The organism is Burkholderia sp. Bp9015 (assembly GCF_003853505.1).
Classification (GTDB): Bacteria; Pseudomonadota; Gammaproteobacteria; order Burkholderiales; family Burkholderiaceae; genus Burkholderia.
The window spans coordinates 1-22119 of the sequence record NZ_QTPZ01000003.1 but is presented as its reverse complement, the minus strand read 5'-3'; the positions used below and the strand labels follow the sequence as shown (position 1 = coordinate 22119).

20 protein-coding genes and 4 tRNA genes are annotated in these 22119 nt (G+C 68.0%); 9 read left to right on the top strand and 15 right to left on the bottom strand.

From position 1 onward, the window contains the following. The first annotated feature begins 37 nt into the window (after nucleotides 1-37). Nucleotides 38-1969, top strand: coding sequence for an ATP-binding cassette domain-containing protein (locus DIE12_RS04465; RefSeq protein WP_124486177.1), 1932 nt, complete (start codon nucleotides 38-40; stop codon nucleotides 1967-1969). A gap of 195 nt (nucleotides 1970-2164) precedes the next feature. Here DIE12_RS04465 and DIE12_RS04460 read toward each other — a convergent pair whose 3' ends face one another. The 3 genes from DIE12_RS04460 to alr form a co-directional block, all read right to left on the bottom strand. Next, nucleotides 2165-2431 carry a DUF2866 domain-containing protein gene (locus DIE12_RS04460; protein ID WP_044847945.1) on the bottom strand — a complete coding sequence of 89 codons (267 nt, stop codon included), beginning with the start codon at nucleotides 2429-2431 and terminating at the stop codon, nucleotides 2165-2167. Between the two features lie 148 nt (nucleotides 2432-2579). After that, the gene (gene radA / locus DIE12_RS04455) at nucleotides 2580-3956 is read right to left on the bottom strand and encodes a DNA repair protein RadA (protein WP_124519988.1); all 1377 of its coding nucleotides are present in this window, start codon (nucleotides 3954-3956) and stop codon (nucleotides 2580-2582) included. An 11-nt stretch (nucleotides 3957-3967) separates the two neighbouring features. Continuing rightward, a complete protein-coding gene (gene alr / locus DIE12_RS04450) occupies nucleotides 3968-5038 on the bottom strand; it encodes an alanine racemase (RefSeq protein ID WP_044847947.1) in 1071 nt (356 codons plus the stop codon). A 218-nt stretch (nucleotides 5039-5256) separates the two neighbouring features. On the opposite strand from alr, the gene lplT reads away from it, so the two are divergent. Both lplT and thiD read left to right on the top strand, forming a co-directional pair. Beyond that, complete coding sequence (gene lplT / locus DIE12_RS04445) at nucleotides 5257-6564, top strand: lysophospholipid transporter LplT (RefSeq protein WP_044847948.1); 1308 nt, start codon at nucleotides 5257-5259, stop codon at nucleotides 6562-6564. A gap of 58 nt (nucleotides 6565-6622) precedes the next feature. Continuing rightward, on the top strand, nucleotides 6623-7432 hold the full coding sequence (gene thiD / locus DIE12_RS04440; RefSeq protein ID WP_124486176.1) for a bifunctional hydroxymethylpyrimidine kinase/phosphomethylpyrimidine kinase: 810 nt from the start codon (nucleotides 6623-6625) through the stop codon (nucleotides 7430-7432). Nucleotides 7433-7450: 18 nt separating this feature from the next. Here the strand turns inward: thiD and DIE12_RS04435 are convergent, their stop codons facing one another. The 4 genes from DIE12_RS04435 to tsaB are packed head-to-tail and all read right to left on the bottom strand — an operon-like array spanning nucleotide 7451 to nucleotide 10737. Continuing rightward, nucleotides 7451-8410, bottom strand: coding sequence for a DUF1853 family protein (locus DIE12_RS04435; protein WP_124486175.1), 960 nt, complete (start codon nucleotides 8408-8410; stop codon nucleotides 7451-7453). Continuing rightward, complete coding sequence (locus DIE12_RS04430) at nucleotides 8407-9486, bottom strand: uracil-DNA glycosylase family protein (RefSeq protein WP_124519986.1); 1080 nt, start codon at nucleotides 9484-9486, stop codon at nucleotides 8407-8409. Before DIE12_RS04430 ends, DIE12_RS04435 begins: the two co-directional genes overlap by 4 nt. Further along, nucleotides 9473-9973, bottom strand: a complete 501-nt coding sequence (rimI, locus tag DIE12_RS04425; protein ID WP_044847952.1) for a ribosomal protein S18-alanine N-acetyltransferase — start codon at nucleotides 9971-9973, stop codon at nucleotides 9473-9475. Before rimI ends, DIE12_RS04430 begins: the two co-directional genes overlap by 14 nt. Beyond that, entirely contained in the window at nucleotides 9970-10737 is a 768-nt protein-coding gene (gene tsaB, locus DIE12_RS04420; protein WP_124486172.1) for a tRNA (adenosine(37)-N6)-threonylcarbamoyltransferase complex dimerization subunit type 1 TsaB, read from the bottom strand. Before tsaB ends, rimI begins: the two co-directional genes overlap by 4 nt. Nucleotides 10738-10884: 147 nt before the next feature. Here tsaB and DIE12_RS04415 point away from each other — a divergent pair, with 147 nt between their 5' ends. The 3 genes from DIE12_RS04415 to aceA all read left to right on the top strand — a co-directional run bounded on the left by DIE12_RS04415 (nucleotide 10885) and on the right by aceA (nucleotide 14752). After that, complete coding sequence (locus tag DIE12_RS04415; RefSeq protein WP_044847954.1) at nucleotides 10885-11154, top strand: acyl-CoA-binding protein; 270 nt, start codon at nucleotides 10885-10887, stop codon at nucleotides 11152-11154. A 368-nt stretch (nucleotides 11155-11522) separates the two neighbouring features. Beyond that, nucleotides 11523-13064 (top strand): DEAD/DEAH box helicase, encoded by a 1542-nt coding sequence (locus DIE12_RS04410; RefSeq protein WP_044847955.1) that lies wholly within the window; start codon nucleotides 11523-11525, stop codon nucleotides 13062-13064. Nucleotides 13065-13444: 380 nt separating this feature from the next. Continuing rightward, nucleotides 13445-14752 carry an isocitrate lyase gene (gene aceA / locus DIE12_RS04405; RefSeq protein ID WP_124486171.1) on the top strand — a complete coding sequence of 436 codons (1308 nt, stop codon included), beginning with the start codon at nucleotides 13445-13447 and terminating at the stop codon, nucleotides 14750-14752. 229 nt (nucleotides 14753-14981) lie between these two features. Here aceA and DIE12_RS04400 read toward each other — a convergent pair whose 3' ends face one another. Both DIE12_RS04400 and DIE12_RS04395 read right to left on the bottom strand, forming a co-directional pair. Continuing rightward, entirely contained in the window at nucleotides 14982-15416 is a 435-nt protein-coding gene (locus DIE12_RS04400) for a universal stress protein (protein WP_044848000.1), read from the bottom strand. Between the two features lie 173 nt (nucleotides 15417-15589). Further along, nucleotides 15590-16495, bottom strand: coding sequence for a LysR family transcriptional regulator (locus tag DIE12_RS04395; RefSeq protein ID WP_044847957.1), 906 nt, complete (start codon nucleotides 16493-16495; stop codon nucleotides 15590-15592). A gap of 153 nt (nucleotides 16496-16648) precedes the next feature. Between DIE12_RS04395 and DIE12_RS04390 the strand changes: the two genes are divergently transcribed. Together DIE12_RS04390 and aceB are read left to right on the top strand one after the other, a co-directional pair. Continuing rightward, nucleotides 16649-17410 carry a haloacid dehalogenase type II gene (locus tag DIE12_RS04390; protein ID WP_124519984.1) on the top strand — a complete coding sequence of 254 codons (762 nt, stop codon included), beginning with the start codon at nucleotides 16649-16651 and terminating at the stop codon, nucleotides 17408-17410. 67 nt (nucleotides 17411-17477) lie between these two features. Next, nucleotides 17478-19070, top strand: coding sequence for a malate synthase A (gene aceB / locus DIE12_RS04385; protein WP_124519982.1), 1593 nt, complete (start codon nucleotides 17478-17480; stop codon nucleotides 19068-19070). A 106-nt stretch (nucleotides 19071-19176) separates the two neighbouring features. Here aceB and DIE12_RS04380 read toward each other — a convergent pair whose 3' ends face one another. Continuing rightward, on the bottom strand, nucleotides 19177-19602 hold the full coding sequence (locus DIE12_RS04380) for a gamma-glutamylcyclotransferase (RefSeq protein WP_124486168.1): 426 nt from the start codon (nucleotides 19600-19602) through the stop codon (nucleotides 19177-19179). A 302-nt stretch (nucleotides 19603-19904) separates the two neighbouring features. Here DIE12_RS04380 and DIE12_RS04375 point away from each other — a divergent pair, with 302 nt between their 5' ends. After that, nucleotides 19905-20771: a helix-turn-helix domain-containing protein gene (locus DIE12_RS04375; RefSeq protein ID WP_124519979.1), complete on the top strand. Its 867-nt coding sequence runs from the start codon at nucleotides 19905-19907 to the stop codon at nucleotides 20769-20771. 41 nt (nucleotides 20772-20812) lie between these two features. Here DIE12_RS04375 and DIE12_RS04370 read toward each other — a convergent pair whose 3' ends face one another. The 5 genes from DIE12_RS04370 to DIE12_RS04350 all read right to left on the bottom strand — a co-directional run bounded on the left by DIE12_RS04370 (nucleotide 20813) and on the right by DIE12_RS04350 (nucleotide 22119). Further along, a complete protein-coding gene (locus DIE12_RS04370) occupies nucleotides 20813-21277 on the bottom strand; it encodes a GNAT family N-acetyltransferase (RefSeq protein ID WP_014896698.1) in 465 nt (154 codons plus the stop codon). Nucleotides 21278-21592: 315 nt separating this feature from the next. Next, nucleotides 21593-21669: transfer RNA gene (locus DIE12_RS04365), tRNA-Asp, on the bottom strand. A 73-nt stretch (nucleotides 21670-21742) separates the two neighbouring features. After that, nucleotides 21743-21818 (bottom strand) — tRNA-Glu (locus tag DIE12_RS04360). 65 nt (nucleotides 21819-21883) lie between these two features. Next, nucleotides 21884-21960: transfer RNA gene (locus tag DIE12_RS04355), tRNA-Asp, on the bottom strand. An 83-nt stretch (nucleotides 21961-22043) separates the two neighbouring features. Continuing rightward, a tRNA-Glu gene (locus tag DIE12_RS04350) sits at nucleotides 22044-22119 on the bottom strand.

The window sequence follows — 22119 nt, the reverse complement described above, 5'->3', positions numbered from 1 at the left end:
CAGTCTAGAATAGCGGTTTTGGTCAGTCATTCCCGCCGTGATCCGTTTCAATCAGTTCAGCCTTGCGCGCGGCACCAAGCCGCTGTTCGAGTCGGCCTCGTTCGTGCTCAATCCCGGCGAGAAAGCCGGCCTGATCGGCGCGAACGGCGCCGGCAAATCGACGCTCTTCTCGGTCCTGCGCGGCGAGCTGCATTCCGACGGCGGCGATTTCGCGATGCCGCCGTCGTGGCGGATCGCCCACGTGTCGCAGGAAACGCCCGCCGTCGACCGCTCCGCGCTCGACTACACGCTCGACGGCGACACCGCGCTGCGCGAGATCGAGGCGCGTATCGCCGCCGCCTCGGCCGCGCACGACGGCGCGGCCGAAGCCGACGCGCACGCGGCGTTCGCCGACGCCGACGGCTATACGGCCCCCGCGCGCGCCGAAGCGCTGCTGCTCGGCCTCGGCTTCACGCTCGCGCAGACGCGCGAATCGGTCGCCAGCTTCTCCGGCGGCTGGCGCATGCGGCTGAACCTCGCGCAGGCGCTGATGTGCCGCTCCGACCTGCTGCTGCTCGACGAACCGACCAACCACCTCGACCTCGACGCGATCGTCTGGCTCGAAGACTGGCTGCACCGCTACGCCGGCACGCTCGTCGTGATCTCGCACGACCGCGAATTCCTCGACTCGATCTGCAACGTCACGCTGCATCTGGAAAATCGCCAGGTGAAGCGCTACGGCGGCAATTACTCGCAATTCGAAGTGCTGCGTGCGCAGCAGCTGGCGCTGCAGCAAAGCGCGTACGAAAAGCAGCAGAAGACGATCGAGCACCTGCAGAGCTTCGTCGACCGCTTCAAGGCCAAGGCGACCAAGGCCAAGCAGGCGCAAAGCCGGATGAAGGCGCTCGAGAAGATGGAGCTGATCGCGCCCGCGCACATCGCGTCGCCGTTCACGTTCGAATTCCGCACGCCCGACGCCGCGCCGAACCCGATGATGGTGATGGAAGACGTCCGCTGCGGCTACCACGCAGAGGACGGCACGGACATCCCGATCGTCGAACGCGTGGCGCTGTCGATCCAGAACGGCCAGCGCATCGGCCTGCTCGGCGCGAACGGCCAGGGCAAGTCGACGCTGATCAAGACGCTGGCCGGCACGCTCGCGCCGCTGTCGGGCCACGTGCGCGACGGCAAGGGGCTGACGATCGGCTATTTCGCGCAGCACCAGCTCGAAACCCTGCGCGAGGACGATTCGCCGCTCGCGCATCTCGCACGGCTCGCCCCCGATACGCGCGAGCAGGAACTGCGCGACTTCCTCGGCGGCTTCAATTTCTCCGGCGACATGGCGACGAGCCCGGTCGGCCCGTTCTCGGGCGGCGAGAAGGCGCGGCTCGCGCTTGCGCTGATCATCTGGCAGAAACCGAACCTGCTGCTGCTCGACGAGCCGACCAACCACCTCGACCTCGAGACGCGTCACGCGCTGACGATGGCGCTCGCGCAGTTCGAAGGCACGCTGATCCTCGTCTCGCACGACCGCCACCTGCTGCGCGCGACCACCGACCAGTTCATGCTCGTCGCGAAGCACCGGCTGCAGCCGTTCGACGGCGACCTCGACGATTACCGCGACTGGCTGCTGCAGCATGCGGCCGAGCAACGCGCGGCCGCGAAGGCCGACAGCGCCGCAGCAGCGGGCACGGATCCGGGCATCAACCGCAAGGATCAGAAGCGTCAGGCGGCCGAGGAGCGCCAGCGGCTGTCGCAGCTGAAGAAACCGCTGCAGAACCGCATCACGAAGCTCGAAAGGGAAATGGAAACGCTGCACGCGGAGAAGGCGCGCCTCGACGCGTTCGTCGCCGATCCGGCGAGCTACGAAGCCGCGCGCAAGACGGAACTGACCGAAGCGATCCGCAAGCTGGGCGAGGTCAATGCCCGGCTCGAAACGGTCGAGGCGGACTGGCTCGCCGTGCAGGAAGAACTCGAGCAGATCGGCTGAACGCGCCCGGCGCGCCGTCAGCCGGTCGTTTCAGCGGCGGCCGCACGCCTAGGCACGATCCACGACCGGCGAACCCGCCCGGCCGCACCGGGCGCGGAAACGACAAGGCCGGGCGCCCGGGCCCGGCCTCTTTGTCATTGTTGCGTTCGACGTGATCGCGTCGGCCGTCCGCCGGCCGCCGGCCGCGCCATCCGCTCAACGCCGCGGCAACGTATCGCGCGGCATCTGCTCGTCATCGCCCATCAGGTGACGCCGCCCTTCGGTCGGCCGGCGGATCGCCGCGGCGACCTCCGCTTCCGTCACGTCCTCGGACACGACCCGGCGCGCCAGGCGCCCTTCGTCGTCGATCCATTCGACGATCCGGCATCCGCCGCCCCACGGCTGAACGATCGGCTCCGACACACGGCAGCCGCGCAGGTTGTAACTGCGTCCGCTCGGCGCTTCCCCATACTGTTTAAACATAGGTTCCCTTCGCATTGCGCGGTTCGACAATCCGGCAAAGGATAGGGAAAAGCGATGTCCGGCGGGTTACATCAGCCTACATATTCATTACATTCAATTACGCGACAGATCACCGTGGCCAATGCACGGCGGCGCTGGCCAGCCACGGCTATTCGAGATCGCGCACACGGTCGATCGCCTGCTCGATCCGATCGACGGCCATCACGTTCAGTCCTTCGATCGGCTGTTTCGGTGCATTCGCCTTCGGGATCAGCGCGGCGGTGAAACCGAGCTTCGCCGCCTCGCGCAGGCGTTCCTGGCCGCGTGGGGATGGCCGGATCTCGCCCGCCAGCCCCACTTCGCCGAACACGATCAGGCCCTTCGGCAGCGCCTTGTTGCGCATCGACGAATGGATCGCGAGCAGCACCGCCAGGTCGGCGGCCGGCTCGGTGATCTTCACGCCGCCCACCGCGTTCAGGAACACGTCCTGGTCGAAACACGCGATGCCCGCGTGCCGGTGCAGCACCGCGAGCAGCATCGCGAGCCGGTTCTGCTCGAGGCCGACCGCGAGCCGGCGCGGGTTCGGCACGTGGGCCGTATCGACGAGCGCCTGGATCTCGACGAGCAGCGGGCGCGTTCCCTCCTGCGTGACGAGCACGCAGGAACCCGGCACGACCTGCTCGTGCTGCGACAGGAACAGCGCGGACGGGTTCGCGACGCCACGCAGCCCGCGCTCGGTCATCGCGAACACGCCGAGCTCGTTGACCGCGCCGAAGCGGTTCTTGAACGCGCGCACGAGCCGGAACGACGAATGGGTGTCGCCCTCGAAGTACAGCACCGTGTCGACGATATGCTCGAGCACGCGCGGGCCCGCGAGGTTGCCCTCCTTCGTCACGTGCCCGACCATGATGATCGCGGTGCCGGACTGCTTCGCGATGCGCGTGAGCTGCGCCGCGCACTCGCGCACCTGCGCGACCGAGCCGGGCGCCGATGTCAGCGCTTCGGAATAGACGGTCTGGATCGAGTCGATGACGGCGACGTCCGGCCGTTCCGCGTCGATCGCGGCCTGGATCTTCTCGAGCTGGATCTCGGCGAGCAGCTTCAGCTCGGCCGCCGGCGCGCCGCCGTCGAGCAGTGCGAGCCGTTGCGCGCGCAACGCGATCTGCGCGGCCGATTCCTCGCCGCTGATATAGAGTGCGCGCCGCTCGCTCGCGATGTCCGCGAGCGACTGCAGCAACAGCGTCGACTTGCCGATGCCGGGATCGCCGCCGATCAGCACGACGCCGCCAGGGACCAGCCCGCCGCCCAGCACGCGATCGAATTCGCCGATGCCGGTGGAGAAGCGCGGCACGTCGGCCGCCTCGATGTCGACGAGGCGCTGCACGGGCGCGCGTTTCGCGAGCGACTGGAAGCGATGGGCGGCCGGCGACTCGGCGACCGATTCGACGAGCGTGTTCCAGGCCTGGCACGACGGGCATTGCCCCTGCCACTTCGGGGTTTGTCCGCCGCACTCGCTGCAGACGTAGACGGTTTTCTGTTTGGCCACGCGTGCTGCCCTTATTCCGCGCGCACCGGTACGCGGGCGGCGACCGCGCACATCAGTTCATAGCCGATGGTCCCGCAATGGCGCGCGACGTCGTCGATCGGCAGCGCGTTGCCCCACAGCTCGACCCGCGCGCCGACGCCGGCCTGCGGGCACGGCGTCAGGTCGACGGTAATCATGTCCATCGACACGCGGCCGACGATCCGCGTGCGGATGCCGTCGACGATCACGGGCGTGCCTTCGGGTGCGACGCGCGGATAGCCGTCCGCATAGCCGCACGCGACGACGCCGATGCGCATCTGCGCTTGCGCGGAGAACGTCGAGCCATAGCCGATCGCCTGCCCCTTCGCGATCGTCTGCACGGCGATCAGCTCGGAGGCGAGCGTCATCGCAGGCTTCAGGCCCGTATCGGCGATGTCGGACGACAGCCCCGACGGCGATGCGCCGTACAGCACGATCCCCGGCCGCACCCAGTCGAAGTGCGTATCCGGATGCCACAGCACGGCCGCCGAATTCGCGAGGCTGCGCGCGCCCGCGATGCTTGCCGCGCCGCGCTCGAACGTCGCGAGCTGCTCGGCGACGCCGCGCTCGTTGTCGGCGTCCGAAAAATGGGTCATCAACGTGATCTGGCCGATGCCGGGGCACGCACGGGCGCGCTCCCACGCGGCGCGGTACTTCTCCGGCACGTAGCCGAGCCGGTTCATCCCGCTGTTCATCTTGAGCTGCACGTTGACGGGCTTCGACAGCCGCGCCGTCTCCAGCATCCGCATCTGCTCGTCGTTGTGGACGGTGGTCGTGAGGCTGTAGCGGTCGATCACGTCGATGTCGGTCGACCGGAAGAACCCTTCGAGCAGCAGGATGGGGCCGGCCCAGCCGAGCTCGCGCAGCTTCACGGCCTCGTCGAGGTCGAGCAGGCCGAAGCCGTCGGTGCCGCGCAGGCCGGGAAACACGCGCGCGAGACCGTGGCCGTACGCGTTGGCCTTGACGACCGCCCAGACCTTGGACGGGCCGGCAAAGCGGCGGACGACGGAGAGATTGTTCGCGAGGGCGGCGGTGTGGATGGTGGCGGAGATCGGGCGCGGCATGGGAAATTTACGTAAAGACGCTTGCGAATCATCAGCTTACCGCGCCTTTTGAGCACCGAAGCCGACAATTTGCGGAACGATCGGGGAATCTTGCTAGTCCGAATTGCCGTATTTTCGTGTTATAAAGCCGTGCGCACAACCCATTTCGAACGGAATAAGCCGATCGCATACTAGGCGGCCTACGCGGCCCTGCCGCAGCGACGAAAGCATCGCATCAGATGAAAAAAGGTTTTTACACCATCATGGCCGCGCAGTTTTTCTCGTCGCTGGCCGACAATGCGCTTCTCATCGCCGCCATCGCCCTGCTGAAAGACCTCCACGCCCCCAACTGGATGACACCGCTGCTCAAGCTGTTCTTCGTGTTGTCGTATGTGGTGCTGGCGGCCTATGTCGGTGCGTTCGCCGATTCGCGTCCGAAGGGGCGCGTGATGTTCATCACCAATTCGATCAAGGTGGTCGGCTGCCTGATCATGCTGCTCGGCGCCCATCCGCTGATCGCATACGGCATCGTCGGGTTCGGCGCCGCGGCCTACTCGCCCGCGAAGTACGGCATTCTGACCGAGCTGCTGCCGGCCGACCGGCTCGTCGCCGCGAACGGCTGGATCGAAGGCACGACCGTCAGCTCGATCATCCTCGGCACCGTGCTCGGCGGCGCGCTGATCAGCCCGCACATCGCGTCGCACGTGATCGCGCACACGCCAGCCTGGATCGCCACGCCCGCCGAAGCGGCGATGGTGATCATCATGGCGATCTACGTGATCGCCGCCATCTTCAATCTGCGGATCCCCGATACCGGCGCGCGCTACCCGAAGCAGGAGCGCGGCCCGGTCAAGCTCCTCACCGACTTCGCCGACTGCTTCATGGTGCTCTGGCGCGACAAGCTCGGCCAGATCTCGCTCGCGGTCACGACGCTGTTCTGGGGCGCGGGCGCGACGCTGCAGTTCATCGTGCTGAAGTGGGCCGAAGTGTCGCTCAACATGTCGCTGTCCGAAGGCGCGATCCTGCAGGCGGTGGTCGCGGTCGGCGTCGCGGGCGGTGCGATCGCCGCCGCCGCGCGGATCCCGCTGAAGAAGTCGCTCAGCGTGCTGCCGGTCGGCATCATCATGGGCATCGCGGTCATGCTGATGGCGTTCTACACGCGCGACCTGTTCCCGGCGCACTGGGCCGTGCATTTCGGCCACCTGCGCCTGCCGGTGTACCTGATCGTCGCGTACATCTTCCTGATCTGCGTCGGCGCGCTGTCCGGCTACTTCGTGGTTCCGATGAACGCGCTGCTGCAGCATCGCGGCCACGTGCTGCTGTCGGCCGGCCATTCGATCGCGGTGCAGAACTTCAACGAGAACCTGTCGGTGCTCGTGATGCTGTGCCTGTATGCGGTGCTGGTCTGGCTCGACGTGCCGGTCGGCGTCGTGATCGTGCTGTTCGGCACGTTCGTGTGCCTGACGATGTGGCTCGTGATGCGCCGCCACCAGGCGAACCAGCGCCAGTTCGACTCGGTCGCGCTGATCGGCGAATCGCGGCACTGACGCTACACTTCCTGTTTCCGTCCGTCGGCGCCGGTCTTCGAACCGGCGCCTTGCCATCATGACGCACCCGATACCCAACGTCCTGACGATCGCCGGCTCCGACTCGGGCGGCGGCGCGGGCATCCAGGCCGACCTCAAGACCTTCTCCGCGCTCGGCGCGTACGGCGCGAGCGTGATCACCGCGCTGACCGCGCAGAACACGCGCGGCGTGACCGGCGTGCACGCTCCGGACGCCGCGTTCGTGACCGCGCAGCTCGACGCGGTGTTCGACGACATCCGCATCGACGCGGTCAAGATCGGCATGCTCGCGAACGCGGCGATCGTGCACGCGGTCGCCGACGCGCTGCGGCGCCATGCGCCGCGTTTCGTCGTGCTCGATACGGTGATGATTTCGAAGAGTTCGCACGCGCTGCTCGCGCCCGATGCGGTCGACGCATTGCGCGACGCGCTGCTGCCGCTCGCGACCGTCGTCACGCCGAACCTGCCCGAAGCGGCCGCCCTGCTCGGCGACACGCCCGCGATGACCGAAGACGACATGGTCCGGCAAGGCCAGGCGCTGCTGAAGACCGGCGCGCGCGCCGTGCTGATGAAGGGCGGCCACCTGCCCGACGCGGCCGCGAGCCCCGACTGGCTCGTCGATGCGGCGCATGCGGTGCGGTTCGACGGCACGCGCGTGCCGGTCAGCAACACGCACGGCACGGGCTGCACGCTGTCGTCGGCGATCGCCGCGCTGCTGCCGCAGCGGCCCGATCTCGACAGCGCGGTGCGCGAAGCGAAGGCCTACCTGACCGGCGCGATCGCCGCGAGCGGCCAGCTCGACGTCGGCCACGGCGTCGGCCCCGTCCATCACTTCCATCGCTGGTGGTAAGCGCCGGCTGATGCGGCGTCAGTGGTCCTGGGCAGCGAACGCCTGCGCACGCGCGGGCCAGTCGTCCGGCACGATGAAACCGCGCGCCGTCTCCCGCCATACGCCGTTGCCGTCCAGTCGATGGACGCCGATCAGCGCGGGCGCCTGGCGCGCCGTCAAGGCGGACGGCAATTCGAGCGAATGCGCCAGCGGTTCGGGCGCGGCGTCGGCCGCCACCCGCCGCGGCGCGAGCCATGCGAGCCGCGGCAGCACGTTCCATGCCGCACCGTCGGGCTGTGCGGATGCCCACGCCGGCCACTGCGCGTGCGTGAGCCAGAACCCGCGCGGATGATCGGCCGCGATTTCCGCGGCCACCGGCGGCAGCGGCACGCCGTGCGGATAGAACAGCCAGCCCTTGATGAACATCTGCGCATCGGACGGCGCGCCGTAGCCCAGCAGCGCGAACCCGTGGCGATCGCTCAGCCGCAGCTGATGCTCGAGCAGCCGGCTGCGCTTGCGGTCGAGGCGGTCGACGAGATTCGGCCCGACGAAATCCGCGAGCGACGCGTCGCCGTCGACCGGCGCGCATAGATAGCACTTGACCGCGAGTTCCCAGTGCAGGCGCAGCCCGCCCGGCGCATCGACGAGGAAATCGACCTCGCCGAGCGTCTTGCCGTTGCTGCGCAGCGGCAGGTTGGCGGCGACGAGCCGCAGCGACGGCCCGTGCGTGAGGAAATACTCGAGCAGGCATTCGGCATAGCGGCCGAGTCGCACGGGCCGCAGCCCGTCGAGCGCGCGGTGCAGCGGCTCGGGCGCGGCATCGAGCGCGACGAGCCACGCTTCGACGGCCACCCGCTCGACCGCATCCGCCCACGGATGCGCGAGCGGCGCCCCGGGCGCGGCAGTGAGCAGGCTCGGGCTCGCGAGGAGCCAGCCCAGATCGCGGACCGCGGCATCGTGCAGCGTATCGACGAACGCGACCGCCGCGCCGCGCGTCATTGTCCGGCCGGCCCGTGCGCGGCGGCGCCCTCCGCCCGCTGGAACGTATCGCGCGCCAGGCACAGGTCGGCCCACGCCTTCGACTTGTCCTGCAGGCTACGCAGCAGGTACGCCGGGTGGTAGGTGACGATCACCGGCACGCCTTCGTACGTGTGCACGCGGCCGCGCAGCGATGCGATGCTCGCGTCCGTCTTCAGCAGCGTCTGCGCGGCGAAGCGGCCGAGCGCGACGATCAGCTTCGGTTTCACGAGCGCGACCTGGCGCTGCAGGTACGGCTCGCAGCGCGCGACCTCGTCCGGTTCCGGGTTGCGGTTGCCGGGCGGGCGGCACTTGATCACGTTCGCGATGTAGACGTTGTCGCCGCGCTTGAGCGCGAGCGACTGCAGCATGTTGTCGAGCAGCTTGCCGGCCTGGCCGACGAACGGCTCGCCCTGCCTGTCCTCGTTCTCGCCCGGCGCTTCGCCGATCAGCATCCAGTCCGCTTCCCGATCGCCGACACCGAACACGGTATTGGTGCGCTTCTCGCACAGGCGGCAGCTCGTGCAGCCGGCGACGCGTGCGGCGAGCGCATCCCAGTCGAGCATCGCGACCGGCGTTGCAGCAGGACGCGCTTCGGCCGGCGGCAGCGGATCGCCAGGCGGCGCCGCGTCGAACCACGCGAAATCGTCTTCGGTGAGCGGCGGCAGGTCGTCCGCGGCGGCGGCGGCGGCCGGGGACGATGCCGGCCCGGCGGATGCGCGCTCTTCGTCGATCGCGGCACGCGCGCCGCTGCCCGTTTCCGCAGCCGGTGCCGCGGAGCGCGCGGCGCCCCCAGCGGGCGGCGTATCCGCCAGCGGCATATCGCCGCGCGGGAACACGCGTGCAGCCGCCTGCGTGTCACGCGGCTGCTCCGACGTCGGCCGCGACGCGGGCGCGACGGTTGCGGCCGCAACGGCGGACGCATCGTCGGCCGCGCCCGGCACGCCAACCGGCCCGGCCCCCGCCCCACCCGCTTCGGCGCCTTCCGCGCGCGACCCGCGCCGCACCCAGATCTGCGCGAGCCCCATTTCCTCGAGCGCTGCTTCAGCCCACGCCATGCGCGTCCCCTTCGTCCTTGTTCAGCGTCAGACGCATCACGATCGCGTCCTCCCGGCTGCGATGCCGCGCCGGATAGTAGTTCTTGCGCCGGCCGATCGTCACGAAGCCGAAGCGCTCGTACAGATGGATCGCCCGCGGATTGGACGGCCGCACCTCGAGCAGCACGCCGTCGAGCCCCTCCGCGCGCGAGATGCGCACGGCTTCGCGCAGCAGCGCGAGGCCCGCGCCCGACTGCTGGGCGGCCGGCGCGACGCACAGGTTCAGCAGGTGCATTTCGTCGATCACCGGCATCAGCACGCAATAGCCGACGAGCGCGCCCGTCACGTGCCGCAGGCACACGCCGAAATAGCCGTTGCGCAACGAATCCTGGAAATTGCCGCGGCTCCACGGGAATTCGTACGCGACCTGCTCGATCGCGACGACCTCGTCGAGATCGGTGTCGGTCATCGGCGACAGATAGCGGTCGCTCAACAGGACGCCCGTCATCGTTTTGCTCCGTCCGTCTGCGCGGCACGCGCGGCCATGCGCTCGGCGGTGGTCTGCGCGACCTTGTCGCGCACGTATTCGGGTGCGGCCTGGTCGGCCGGCACCGTCCGGCCGGCGCGGAATGCCCGCAGCGCGGCATGCGCGACCGCCAGCGCATGCGGCAGCGCGTCGCCGTCGATCACGGCCGCGGCCGCCGCGGCCGGCAGTTGCGCGCCGAACGCGGCGGCCGCGTTGCCCGCGAGCGTGAACGGCGCGTCGGGCACGCCGACGGCGCCCGGTGCATCGAGCGACGCCGGATGCAGCGTGCGCCAGTCGCCCGCCTGCTCGTCCCATGCGAAGTCGGCCCAGTACGCTTCGTCCATCCGCGCGTCGAGCGCGGCCAGCACGCGCGTCGTGCCGGGTGCGCGCAGCCGCGCGTGTTCGGCGCACGCGAGCAGCGTGCTGACCGGCACGACCGGCAGCCCGCGCCCGAACGCGAGCCCCTGGGTAATGCCGGTCGCGGTGCGCAGCCCGGTGAACGAGCCGGGGCCCGCGCCGAACGCGATCGCGTCGCAATCGGCGAACGTGAGGCCCGATTCGGCGAAGAGTTCCTGGATGGCCGGCAGCACGCGCGTGCTCGACACGGCGCCCGTCAGCTCGTGGCGGACCCAGGTTTGCGTGGTGGAAACGGCGTCATCGGCGAAAGCCGAGCGCAGCAGCGCGACCGAGCAGTATTCGGTCGACGTATCGATGGCGAGGAGCACTGTTTGCGTCATGGCCGACATTGTAATGCGGCGCCCCGCTCCCACGGGCGGTCGGACCCGATCGCGATGCGCGCGCCGCGCGGCTGGCGGTTTGGAAGGATCGCTCGACCCCGCGCGGCGCGGCGCTTGTTAAGATCGCCCGACCTGAAACCCTTACGGAGACACACGATGAGCGAACTCACCGCCCAATTCGACCAGGCCCAGGTCGACGTCAAGCAACTGACAGAGCGACCGGGCAACCTGACGCTGCTGCGCCTGTATGCGCTCTTCAAGCAGGCGACCGACGGCGACGCGCACGGCGACAAGCCGGGCTTCACCGACATCGTCGGCAAGTACAAGTACGACGCGTGGGAAGCGCTGAAAGGCACGACCCAGGATGCGGCGAAGCAGCAATACATCGAACTCGTCGAATCGCTGAAGAACGGCACGGCGTCCTGATCTGTCCCGCCTGCCGCGACAGTCAATCAATAGGCAATCAAATCAGTGGCGCAGCGCAGCAAATATCTCTATAATGCTGGCTGCGTCACCTCCCGCGCTCGGCTCGCAAGCCGTTCCGGCCCGACGCCTCGTAGCGTTAAGCTCCAATCCGGTTTAGAACCTGTCCCCTCCTGCTTCGACCCTCGCGGTCGTCAACTAGGCTGGCGGCCCCCGCTCCAGAAGCGCGCCGCACCCAAAACAGCTTCTAATGCCTCATCCGCCGACGGTTCGGCGGATTGCACCCGTTTCCCGATTTGCTCGCTGAATCCGACGACTTGGGTATGCGCGATTGGCGCCGACGTTTCACCCACTGTGTTTCAAGGATTGTTATGACTTCGAGCATCAACTCCAGCCCGCTCAACGCGATCGCCGACCAGGCGCTCGGTCTCGAGAACGCCGCCGCACCGGCCGCGGTCGAACCGGCGTCGGACGAGCCGACTTTCGCGTCGCTCGGGTTGTCGCCGGAGATCGTCTCCGCGCTGCAGGCCGCCGGCTACGCCAAGCCGACGCCGGTCCAGCAGCGCGCGATTCCGGCCGGCATCGCCGGTCGGGACCTGCTGGTGTCGAGCCCGACCGGTTCGGGCAAGACGGCCGCATTCATGCTGCCCGCGATCGAACGTTTCGCGCAGCTCCAGAAGGCGCAGGCGCAGCAACCGCGTGCGCCGCGCGAACCGAATCAGGGCGACCGCCGTGCGCGCCGCCCGCAGCCCGTCGCCCGCCCGGGCCTGCTCGTGCTGACGCCGACCCGTGAGCTCGCGATGCAGGTCACCACGGCCGCGTCGACCTACGGCAAGCACCTGAAGCGCCTGCGCACGGTCAGCATCCTCGGCGGCGTCGCCTACGGCCAGCAGCTGATGCTGCTCGCGAAGAACCCCGAGATCCTGGTCGCCACGCCGGGCCGTCTGCTCGATCACCTCGAGCGCGGCCGCATCGACCTGTCCGAACTGAAGATGCTCGTGCTCGACGAAGCCGACCGCATGCTCGACATGGGCTTCATCGAAGACATCGAGACGATCGTCGCCGCGACGCCCGAGTCGCGCCAGACGATGCTGTTCTCGGCCACGCTCGACGGCAAGATCGGTTCGCTGACGAGCCGCCTGCTGAAGGATCCGGAACGCATCGAGATCCAGCAGCGCCTCGAATCGCGCGCGAACATCGCACAGACCGTCCATTACGTCGACGATCGCGACCACAAGGACCGCCTGCTCGATCACCTGCTGCGCGACGACGCGCTCGACCAGGCGATCATCTTCACGGCGACCAAGATCGATGCCGACCAGCTCGCCGGCCGTCTCGCCGACGCCGGCTTCGAATCGGCCGCGCTGCACGGTGACCTGCCGCAGGGCGCGCGCAACCGCACGATCCGTGCGCTGCGCGAGCGCCGCGTGCGCGTGCTGGTCGCGACCGACGTCGCAGCCCGCGGCATCGACATCCCGGGCATCACGCACGTGTTCAACTACGACCTGCCGAAGTTCGCGGAAGACTACGTGCACCGTATCGGCCGTACGGGCCGTGCCGGCCGTTCGGGCACCGCGGTGAGCCTCGTGCACCACGCCGAGCAAGGCGCGCTCAAGCGCATCGAGCGCTTCGTGCGCTCGCCGCTGCCGGTCAACGTGATCGAAGGCTTCGAGCCCCGCAAGGCACCCCCGCGCAACGATCGCGGCACCGGCGGCCGCGGCCGTCCGGGCGGCGGTAACGGCGGTCGTCGTTTCGGCGGCAAGCCGGGCGGCGGTCATGGCGGCAACGGCCGCAGCTACGGCGGCGGCAATGGCGGCGGCTGGAGCGGCAAGCCGGGCGGCAGCCGTGACGGCGGCCCGCGTCGCGACGGCCAGCGCAGCGGCGGCCCGCGTCGCAGCAATTCGGCGTCGTAAGCACGCCCCGGCGGCCCCCGTGGCCGCCCGCCCATCCGGCAAACCGGCGCACCCGCGCCGGTTTTTTTTCGTCCCGCGCCAAATTTCACGATGCGGAAAATTTTTTTGCGTCGTAAAAAATCATGCTGCGCGGCACAACCTTACAATTGCGAGATGGGAAAAATCGTTTCTCATTGCGAAACACAAAACACAAGTTGTTGATTAAAAACGATTAAAAAGTTTCAAACTTCCTGGTATAGCCCCTGTTTCACTCGGATCGGTTTGCCTAGACTCTTATACAAGACTTCTCAAAGCGGCACGCACCGCGCCCCGCTTCGAGAACAGCATCAGCACCGTCCGATTCGACCGATCTGGCAACACACCGCATCAAGGAGCTCATCATGTCGCGACAGCAACAGGCACAGGAACTGCAAAAGCAATGGGAAACCGATCCGCGCTGGAAGGGCATCAAGCGCAGCTACACGGCTGAGGACGTGGTGCGCCTGCGCGGCTCGATCGCCGTCGAGCACACGCTGGCCAAGCGCGGCGCGGAAAAGCTGTGGCACCTCATCAACGAAGAGCCGTTCGTCAACGCACTCGGTGCGCTGACCGGCAACCAGGCGATGCAGCAGGTGAAGGCCGGCCTGAAGGCGATCTACCTGTCGGGCTGGCAAGTGGCCGGCGACGCGAACGTCGCGGGCGAAATGTACCCGGACCAGTCGCTGTACCCGGCGAACTCGGTGCCGCTCGTCGTCAAGCGCATCAACAACACGCTGACGCGCGCCGACCAGATCCAGTGGTCGGAAGGCAAGAATCCGGGCGACGAAGGCTACGTCGATTTCTTCGCGCCGATCGTCGCGGACGCGGAAGCCGGCTTCGGCGGCGTGCTGAACGCGTTCGAACTGATGAAAGCGATGATCGAGGCCGGCGCCTCGGGCGTGCACTTCGAGGATCAGCTCGCGTCGGTAAAGAAGTGCGGCCACATGGGCGGCAAGGTGCTGGTGCCGACCCGCGAAGCGGTCGCGAAGCTGTCGGCGGCGCGTCTCGCGGCCGACGTAATGGGCACGCCGACCGTGCTGGTCGCGCGGACCGACGCGGAAGCGGCGGACCTGATCACGTCCGACATCGACGACAACGACAAGCCGTTCCTGACGGGCGAGCGCACGGTCGAAGGCTTCTTCCGCACGAAGCCGGGCATCGGGCAGGCGATCTCGCGCGGCCTCGCGTATGCGCCGTACGCCGACCTCGTCTGGTGCGAGACGGGCAAGCCGGATCTCGAGTACGCGAAGAAATTCGCGGAAGCGATCCAAAAGCAGTTCCCCGGCAAGATGCTGTCGTACAACTGCTCGCCGTCGTTCAACTGGAAGAAGAACCTCGACGACGCGACGATCGCGAAGTTCCAGAAGGAACTCGGCGCGATGGGCTACAAGTTCCAGTTCATCACGCTGGCCGGCTTCCATGCGCTGAACTACTCGATGTTCAACCTCGCGCACGGCTATGCCCGCACGCAGATGAGCGCGTTCGTCGAACTGCAGCAGGCCGAGTTCGCGGCGGCCGACAAGGGCTTCACGGCCGTCAAGCACCAGCGCGAAGTCGGCACCGGCTACTTCGACGCGGTCACGCAGACGGTCGAGCGGGAAGCCTCGACGACCGCGCTGCACGGCTCGACCGAAGACGAACAGTTCTTCGACGGCAAGAAGGTCGCGTAACGCGCGCAAGCGTCACGCCGATGCCGGCCCGTCACGCGACGGCGCGGCATCGGCGGCACCGGACAACAATCAGGGAGGAGACGGCTGGCGCGCGATCGACGTCGCGCGACCGGTCGCGCGCGGCCAGTGGCCGCCAGCAACGACGCGCGCCGGCTTCGTCCGGCGCGCCCTTTTTTCAGCGGCGCCGCCGTGCTGTCGCCCGCGCGGCTACGAACGACGGGCGCCGCGTCTACCGATAGACGATCACCGGAATTTTCGTATGGGTCAGCACGCGCTGCGTTTCGCTGCCGATCAGCAGGCTGCCGAGCCCGCGGCGTCCGTGGGACGCCATGAAGATCACGTCGCAGCCGCCACGTTCGGCCGCCTCGATGATGCCGAGGTACGGCGACGGATGCACGCTCGTCCAGCTGTCGCAATCGACGCCGGCCGCCTTCGCGGCTGCCTGCACGTCGTCCAGGTGCGCGCGCGCCTCGCGCTCGCTGCGCGCCCGGAAATCGGCGGGCGGCTCGATGATCACTTCGGAAAACGGCGAGTACGGATACTGCGGCAGGCACGCATAGGCCGTGACCCGCGCGCCGACCGCGCGCGCCAGGTCGATCGCGCCGTCGATCGCCTTCTGCGACAGTTCGGAACCGTCGGTTGGAACGAGGATGTGCCGGAACATCGCGCCCTCCTGCGTCAGACGCACCGCGCGCACCGCGAACCCATGCGGGCCGGCTCCGGCGCGTCGCGCATGCCAGTTTCGATTGTAGTGCGCGAAACCGGGCGACCGGCGCCGGCAGCGGGTTCGCCCTCATATCGGAAACGCGCGGGCCGGTGCGCCCTGCTCGCCCCGCCCTACTCGCCCCAATACCCCGGCCGTTCGTACGTATGTTTCAGGTAATCGAGAAACAGCCGCACGCGCAGCGGCAGGTGACGGCGCTGCGGAAACACCGCGTGGATGCCGATCGGTGGTGCCGCGAACGCGTCGAGCACGGTGACGAGGCGGCCGGCCGCGATGTCGTCGCCGACCTCCCACCACGATCGCCATGCCAGGCCGTAGCCGGCGAGGCACCATTCGTGCAGCACCGCGCCGTCCGAGCATTCCATCGTGCCGTTCACGCGGATCGACACCACCTTGTCGCCCTCCTGGAACGCCCAGCCGCGCTGCTGGTTCGCATTCGCGGCAAGCGCGAGGCAGTTGTGGCGCGCGAGTTCCGCAAGCGTGGCCGGCGTGCCGCGCCGCGCGAGATACGCGGGGGACGCGACGCACACGCGCCGGTTCTCGCCGAGCTTCAGCGACACCAGCGACGAATCGGGCAGCTCGCCGAGCCGCACCGCGCAATCGAACCCTTCGTTGACGAGGTCGACCATCCGGTCGGACAGGTCGAGCGTGACCGACACGTCCGGATGCGCGCCGCTGAATTCGGGCACGAGCGGCGCGACGTGGCGCCGCCCGAAGCCGGCCGGCGCGGAAATGCGCAGGTGGCCGCTCGCCTTCACGCCGCCGGCGGACACGCTCGCCTCCGCGTTCTGCATGTCGTTGATGATCCGCTGGCAATCCTCGAGGAAGGCCGACCCCTCGAAGGTCAGCGTGAGCTTGCGCGTAGTCCGCACCAGCAGCTTCACGCCGAGCCGCTCCTCGAGCGCGTCGAGGCGGCGGCCGATGATCGCCGGCGCGACGCCTTCCGCATGCGCGGCCGCCGACAGGCTGCCCTTCGCCGCGACCGCGGCGAACGTTTCGATCTGTTTGAACCGGTCCATGACTCGCAGGGCGGCGCTCCCGCCCTTCAAATAGCTTGAGCCGTCAAGATTAGGTATATGAAAGTAAAAGATCAAGTGATGTTTAGCGTCTTTTTTAGCACTGACGAGCACGAATAAAATCGTTTCCGACCTCTGAAACTGGAGCGCAAGGCTATGTCGGCCACAACGACACTCTCCTCTCCCGACGCAATCCTCTTCGATGCATTCGGCACGTTGTTCGACGTGCATGCGGTCGTGGCCGCGGCAGAGCAGATGTTTCCCGGTCACGGGGACCGGTTGTCGCGGCTGTGGCGACGCAAGCAAATCGAATACTCGCAGTTGCGCACGCTCGCCGATCCGTCCGGCGCCCGCTATCGCCCGTTCCGCGACATCACGCTCGACGCGTTGCGGTTCGCCGCGCGCAGGCTCGGGCTCGCGCTGAACAGCGCGGCCGAGAAGCGGCTGATGGACGAATACGCGTGCCTGTCCACCTATCCCGACACGGTGCCCGCGCTGCGCAAGCTGCGCGCGCTCGACCCGCGCCCGCCGCTCGCGATCCTGTCGAACGGCAACCCGGAGATGCTCGACATCGCGATCAAGAGCGCCGGCATGACCGGCCTGTTCGATCGCGTGCTGTCGGCCGACGCGGTACGCGCGTACAAGCCGAGCCCGGCCGCGTACGCGCTCGGCACCGCCGCGTTCGGCGCGAACCCGCGCGACATCGTGTTCGTGTCGTCGAACGCCTGGGACGTCGCGGGGGCCGCCTGGTTCGGCTACACGACGTTCTGGCTCAACCGCACGGGTGCGCCCGTCGAGGAACTCGGCGCGCCGCCCGACGGCACCGGCAGCGGCATGGCCGACCTGCTCGCATTCCTCGCCACCCCGGCCCCGGCCGGCAGACCCGCGAACCGCGCGCGCCCCGGCCCGGGCGCATGACGTTCGCTGCGCTGCCGCCTTCCCCCTTCACCGAAACCGCAACTGACCGACCAAGGAGATGAGACTCATGAGCACCCCGATCACGCTGCCGCAAGGCATGGCGATCACCGGCGAAATCAAGCCGGGTTACGAAGCGATCCTGACGCCTGAAGCACTCGCGCTCGTCGCGGCGCTGCACCGCGCGTTCGAGCCGCGCCGCCAGGCGCTGCTGCAGGCCCGCGTCGAACGCACCAAGCGCCTCGACGCCGGCGAGCGCCCCGATTTCCTGGCCGACACGAAGGCGATCCGCGAGGGCGACTGGAAGGTCGCGCCGCTGCCGGCCGACCTGCAATGCCGCCGCGTCGAGATCACCGGCCCCGTCGAGCGCAAGATGATCATCAACGCGCTGAACTCGGGCGCCGATTCGTACATGACGGACTTCGAGGATTCGAACGCGCCGAGCTGGACGAACCAGATCGACGGCCAGATCAACCTGAAGGACGCGGTGCGCCGCACGATCTCGCTCGAACAGAACGGCAAGTCGTACCGGCTGAACGACAAGGTCGCGACGCTGATCGTGCGTCCGCGCGGCTGGCATCTCGACGAGAAGCACGTGACGGTCGACGGCCAGCGCGTGTCCGGCGGCATCTTCGATTTCGCGCTGTTCCTGTTCCACAACGCGAAGGAACTGATCGCGCGCGGCTCGGGCCCGTACTTCTACCTCCCGAAGATGGAAAGCCATCTCGAAGCGCGCCTGTGGAACGACATCTTCGTCGCGGCACAGGAGGCAGTCGGCGTGCCGCGCGGCACGATCCGCGCGACGGTGCTGATCGAGACGATCCTCGCCGCGTTCGAGATGGACGAGATCCTGTACGAACTGCGCGAACACAGCTCGGGCCTGAACGCCGGCCGCTGGGACTACATCTTCTCGGCGATCAAGAAGTTCAAGAACGACCGCGACTTCTGCCTGGCCGATCGCTCGAAGATCACGATGACGGTGCCGTTCATGCGCGCGTACGCGCTGCTGCTGCTGAAGACCTGTCACAAGCGCAATGCGCCGGCGATCGGCGGAATGAGCGCGCTGATCCCGATCAAGAACGATCCGGAAGCGAACGACAAGGCGATGGGCGGCGTGCGCTCGGACAAGCAGCGCGACGCGACCGACGGCTACGACGGCGGCTGGGTCGCGCACCCGGGCCTCGTGCCGATCGCGATGGATGAATTCGTCAAGGTGCTCGGCGACAAGCCGAACCAGATCGCGAAGCAACGCGACGACGTGCAGATCGAAGGCAAGAACCTGCTCGACTTCCAGCCTGAAGCGCCGATCACCGAAGCCGGCCTGCGCAACAACATCAACGTCGGCATCCACTATCTCGGCGCCTGGCTCGACGGCAACGGCTGCGTGCCGATCCACAACCTGATGGAAGACGCGGCGACCGCCGAGATCTCCCGCTCGCAGGTGTGGCAGTGGATCCGCTCGCCGAAGGGCGTGCTCGACGACGGCCGCAAGGTCACCGCCGAGCTCGTGCGCGAATTCGCGAAGGCCGAGCTCGACAACGTGAAGCGGTCGGTCGGCGGCAACACGCAGCCGTACGAGCGTGCCGCGGCGATCTTCGAACAGATGTCGACGTCGGAAGGCTTCACCGAATTCCTGACGCTGCCGCTGTACGAGGAAATCTGACGACGCGGGCCGGGTCGCCCGGTCCTGCCCGCCGCCGGTCGCGCAACACGGCGGCATGAAAAAAGCGCCCCGCGGGGCGCTTTTCCTTTGCTGGGCAGCGGGTTCTCTATGCGGATGCGGCGGCGGCTTCCCGCTCGCGCCGGTGCTGGACCCAGTCGCCCGACACGATGCGCGGACGGTCGGCTGCCGCATGCGCGGCGACCGGATAGTAGACGCACGCATAGGCACGACCGCCGAGTTCGACGGTCACCGGCTCCTGCCGGAACAGCGTGTCGACGCCCGGATAGACGCGCTCGATCTCGTCGAGCACGGGCACCAGTCGCTCGTCGATCTCGTAGACGTCGCCCCACACGAGCGACCGGCCGGCCGGCCCGGGCACCATGCCCGGATACGTGCCGAAATCGTACAGTTCGCCCGGCAGTGCGGCCGCCCCGAGCAGCGTCGGCGCGGCGATCCCGTTCCGCGCGGCCGCCTGGCCGATGTCGTTGGCTTCTCCCGCTCTCAACGTGCCGTAGACGAATACATGGCGCATCGTGGTCCTCCTCTTCGATTCAGGTGTTGCCGTGCCGGGCCGTCGCGGCCGTGCCGCGGGCGCCGGCGTCGTTGGGGCGCTGCTTGTGCGAAAACGCGCCCGCATCGATAGACCGCGCCGGCGGCACGATGGTTCTTTTCGGCGCGACGCATCACGCTGGCCAGGGCTTGCGCCGGCCGGCACACGTGCTGCCCCATACAAAGTTCATTTGAACCGTGCATTATCGGCCGAAAAACCGCCGCATGCGCCTGCGCGGCGCCTTCTAAAATGACGGCATCGCCGCCGCGCCGACCGAATCGTCCATGAACCCGCCAGCCCAAGCCGACGCATCGAACCCGTACGACGTCATCGACATCCCGCCCGAGTTCGCGCCGACCCGCGTCCACCCGATGCGTGTCCGGGCACGGCAGGTCGACGCCGGACGCCGGATCCCGCTGCACACGCACGCGTGGGCGCAACTCGCGTATGCATCGCGCGGCGTGCTGCGCGTCGCGACGACCGGGACGACATGGATGGTGCCGCCTTCCCGCGCGATCTGGGTGCCGCCGCACGTCACGCACGAGGTCGTGATCGTCGAGGAAGCGTACTTGCGCACGCTGTACATCGATGAGTCGGTCGTGCCGGACGGGCTCGACGCATGCCGGGTGGTCGAGGTGACGGGCTTGCTGCGCGAACTGATCGTCGCGCTCGACGCGCGCGACCTGAGCGGCACCCGCGAACGGCTGCTGTGCGGGCTCGTGCTCGACGAGCTGAGCCGCGCCGAACCGCTGCCGCTCGCGGTGCCGATGCCCGACGAGAAGCGGCTGCGCATGCTGTGCGAGGCGGTGCTCGCGCAACCGGCGCATGCGGAATCGCTCGAACACTGGGCGAGCGAGGTGGGTGCGAGCACGCGCACGATCTCGCGGCTGTTCAGGCAGGAACTGGGCGTGAGTTTTTCGCAGTGGCGGCAGCAGGCGCTGCTCGCGCGCGCGATTCCGCTGTTGAACCAGGGGCGCCCGCTGTCGCATATCGCCCGCGAACTCGGCTACCAGAGCCAGAGCGCGTTTTCGGCGATGTTCCGGCGCGCGTTCGGCGAAAGCCCGCGCGCGTTCATGCTGCGCGGCTACGAGCATCGCGGCGCGGAAGACGGCATCGCAATCGACGACGACGCGATCGACGCCGCCCGCTGACCGTCGCCGCGTGGCCCCCCGCGTGGGTAACCGTTACGCGCTCAAACCGGACGCACCATGTGGCGAATCGAGCCGAGCTGGGCCAGCCTCGGCCCGGTGACGCGGTAGCCCATACGCAGGTAGAGGCGCGCGGCCGGATTGTCGACGAACACACGCAACTGCAGTTCGTGCAGCCCGCGGGCGCGCGCCCAGCGATGCGACATGTCGAGCATGTAGGTGCCGGCGCCCTGTCCGCGATGGCCGGCCGCGATCTGCACGTCGCGGATGTGCAGCGAATCGCCCTCCTCGGTCACGCGCAGCACGCCGATACGTTCGCCGTCGGCTTCCAGGATGAAGTTTTCGGATTCGCGCCAGCTCGCATAGAACAGGTCGCTGCGCCAGACGAGCCCATGGCGCTTGTAATAGCCGCCCATGTTGCCGTGCGTCAGCGCCTCGGCAAACGGAAAATCGCCAGGCTCCGCGGGCCGGAGCTGATACAACAATCGCAGGTCGGTCGGATCGAGCATCGCGCAGGGGTCAAAAACGCATTCCGCCACGATAGCGCAGTCGCGGGTGGATGCAATCGCGAATTTCTCGTAGTGGCGCCGGATCGGCGATGCAAATGAAAAAGCCCGCACGAGGCGGGCTTTTTCATTTTCTGGCGGAGCGGACGGGACTCGCCTACATCCTGCAGGCCGCGGCTGCGCGTGCACGCGCAGCCCTTCGCGTCCCGCCGGAAGCCGCGCAGGCGGCTTCCTCCACTCCGCAGTCACGCGCCCGCACGCGGGCACGATCAACGGTGCAAATGAAAAAGCCCGCACGAGGCGGGCTTTTTCATTTTCTGGCGGAGCGGACGGGACTCGAACCCGCGACCCCCGGCGTGACAGGCCGGTATTCTAACCGACTGAACTACCGCTCCAGTCTTGCTTCTTGCCTGGCAGGCGTCGGTTACTTCCTGCCGGCGCATCGCTTGTTCGAACGACGCCGAAATCTGGCGTCCCCTAGGGGATTCGAACCCCTGTACTCACCGTGAAAGGGTGATGTCCTAGGCCTCTAGACGAAGGGGACAACGTACTGCTTACATCTTTAACACAAAAGCCCGCTCAAAACGTTCATTTGAACGGGCTTTGTTCTGGCGGAGCGGACGGGGCTCGAACCCGCGACCCCCGGCGTGACAGGCCGGTATTCTAACCAACTGAACTACCGCTCCAGCTTTCTTCACTCTCACCTGCAGGACCTCGTTCACGTCCTGCAAGCGTTGCGACACTTCTACTACGAAACGCCGCTGAATCCTGGCGTCCCCTAGGGGATTCGAACCCCTGTACTCACCGTGAAAGGGTGATGTCCTAGGCCTCTAGACGAAGGGGAC

Bases quoted from the DNA above. Each gene is read 5' to 3' on its own strand.
- alr (WP_044847947.1), bottom strand. From the start codon at position 5,038: ATGCCGCGCCCGATCTCCGCCACCATCCACACCGCCGCCCTCGCGAAC.
- rimI (WP_044847952.1), bottom strand. From the start codon at position 9,973: ATGACGGGCGTCCTGTTGAGCGACCGCTATCTGTCGCCGATGACCGAC.
- DIE12_RS04415 (WP_044847954.1), top strand. From the start codon at position 10,885: ATGAGCGAACTCACCGCCCAATTCGACCAGGCCCAGGTCGACGTCAAG.
- DIE12_RS04410 (WP_044847955.1), top strand. From the start codon at position 11,523: ATGACTTCGAGCATCAACTCCAGCCCGCTCAACGCGATCGCCGACCAG.
- DIE12_RS04460 (WP_044847945.1), bottom strand. From the start codon at position 2,431: ATGTTTAAACAGTATGGGGAAGCGCCGAGCGGACGCAGTTACAACCTG.
- aceA (WP_124486171.1), top strand. From the start codon at position 13,445: ATGTCGCGACAGCAACAGGCACAGGAACTGCAAAAGCAATGGGAAACC.
- DIE12_RS04370 (WP_014896698.1), bottom strand. From the start codon at position 21,277: ATGCTCGATCCGACCGACCTGCGATTGTTGTATCAGCTCCGGCCCGCG.
- DIE12_RS04400 (WP_044848000.1), bottom strand. From the start codon at position 15,416: ATGTTCCGGCACATCCTCGTTCCAACCGACGGTTCCGAACTGTCGCAG.
- thiD (WP_124486176.1), top strand. From the start codon at position 6,623: ATGACGCACCCGATACCCAACGTCCTGACGATCGCCGGCTCCGACTCG.
- DIE12_RS04435 (WP_124486175.1), bottom strand. From the start codon at position 8,410: ATGACGCGCGGCGCGGCGGTCGCGTTCGTCGATACGCTGCACGATGCC.
- DIE12_RS04390 (WP_124519984.1), top strand. From the start codon at position 16,649: ATGTCGGCCACAACGACACTCTCCTCTCCCGACGCAATCCTCTTCGAT.
- aceB (WP_124519982.1), top strand. From the start codon at position 17,478: ATGAGCACCCCGATCACGCTGCCGCAAGGCATGGCGATCACCGGCGAA.
- lplT (WP_044847948.1), top strand. From the start codon at position 5,257: ATGAAAAAAGGTTTTTACACCATCATGGCCGCGCAGTTTTTCTCGTCG.
- DIE12_RS04430 (WP_124519986.1), bottom strand. From the start codon at position 9,486: ATGGCGTGGGCTGAAGCAGCGCTCGAGGAAATGGGGCTCGCGCAGATC.
- DIE12_RS04375 (WP_124519979.1), top strand. From the start codon at position 19,905: ATGAACCCGCCAGCCCAAGCCGACGCATCGAACCCGTACGACGTCATC.
- DIE12_RS04395 (WP_044847957.1), bottom strand. From the start codon at position 16,495: ATGGACCGGTTCAAACAGATCGAAACGTTCGCCGCGGTCGCGGCGAAG.
- tsaB (WP_124486172.1), bottom strand. From the start codon at position 10,737: ATGTCGGCCATGACGCAAACAGTGCTCCTCGCCATCGATACGTCGACC.
- DIE12_RS04380 (WP_124486168.1), bottom strand. From the start codon at position 19,602: ATGCGCCATGTATTCGTCTACGGCACGTTGAGAGCGGGAGAAGCCAAC.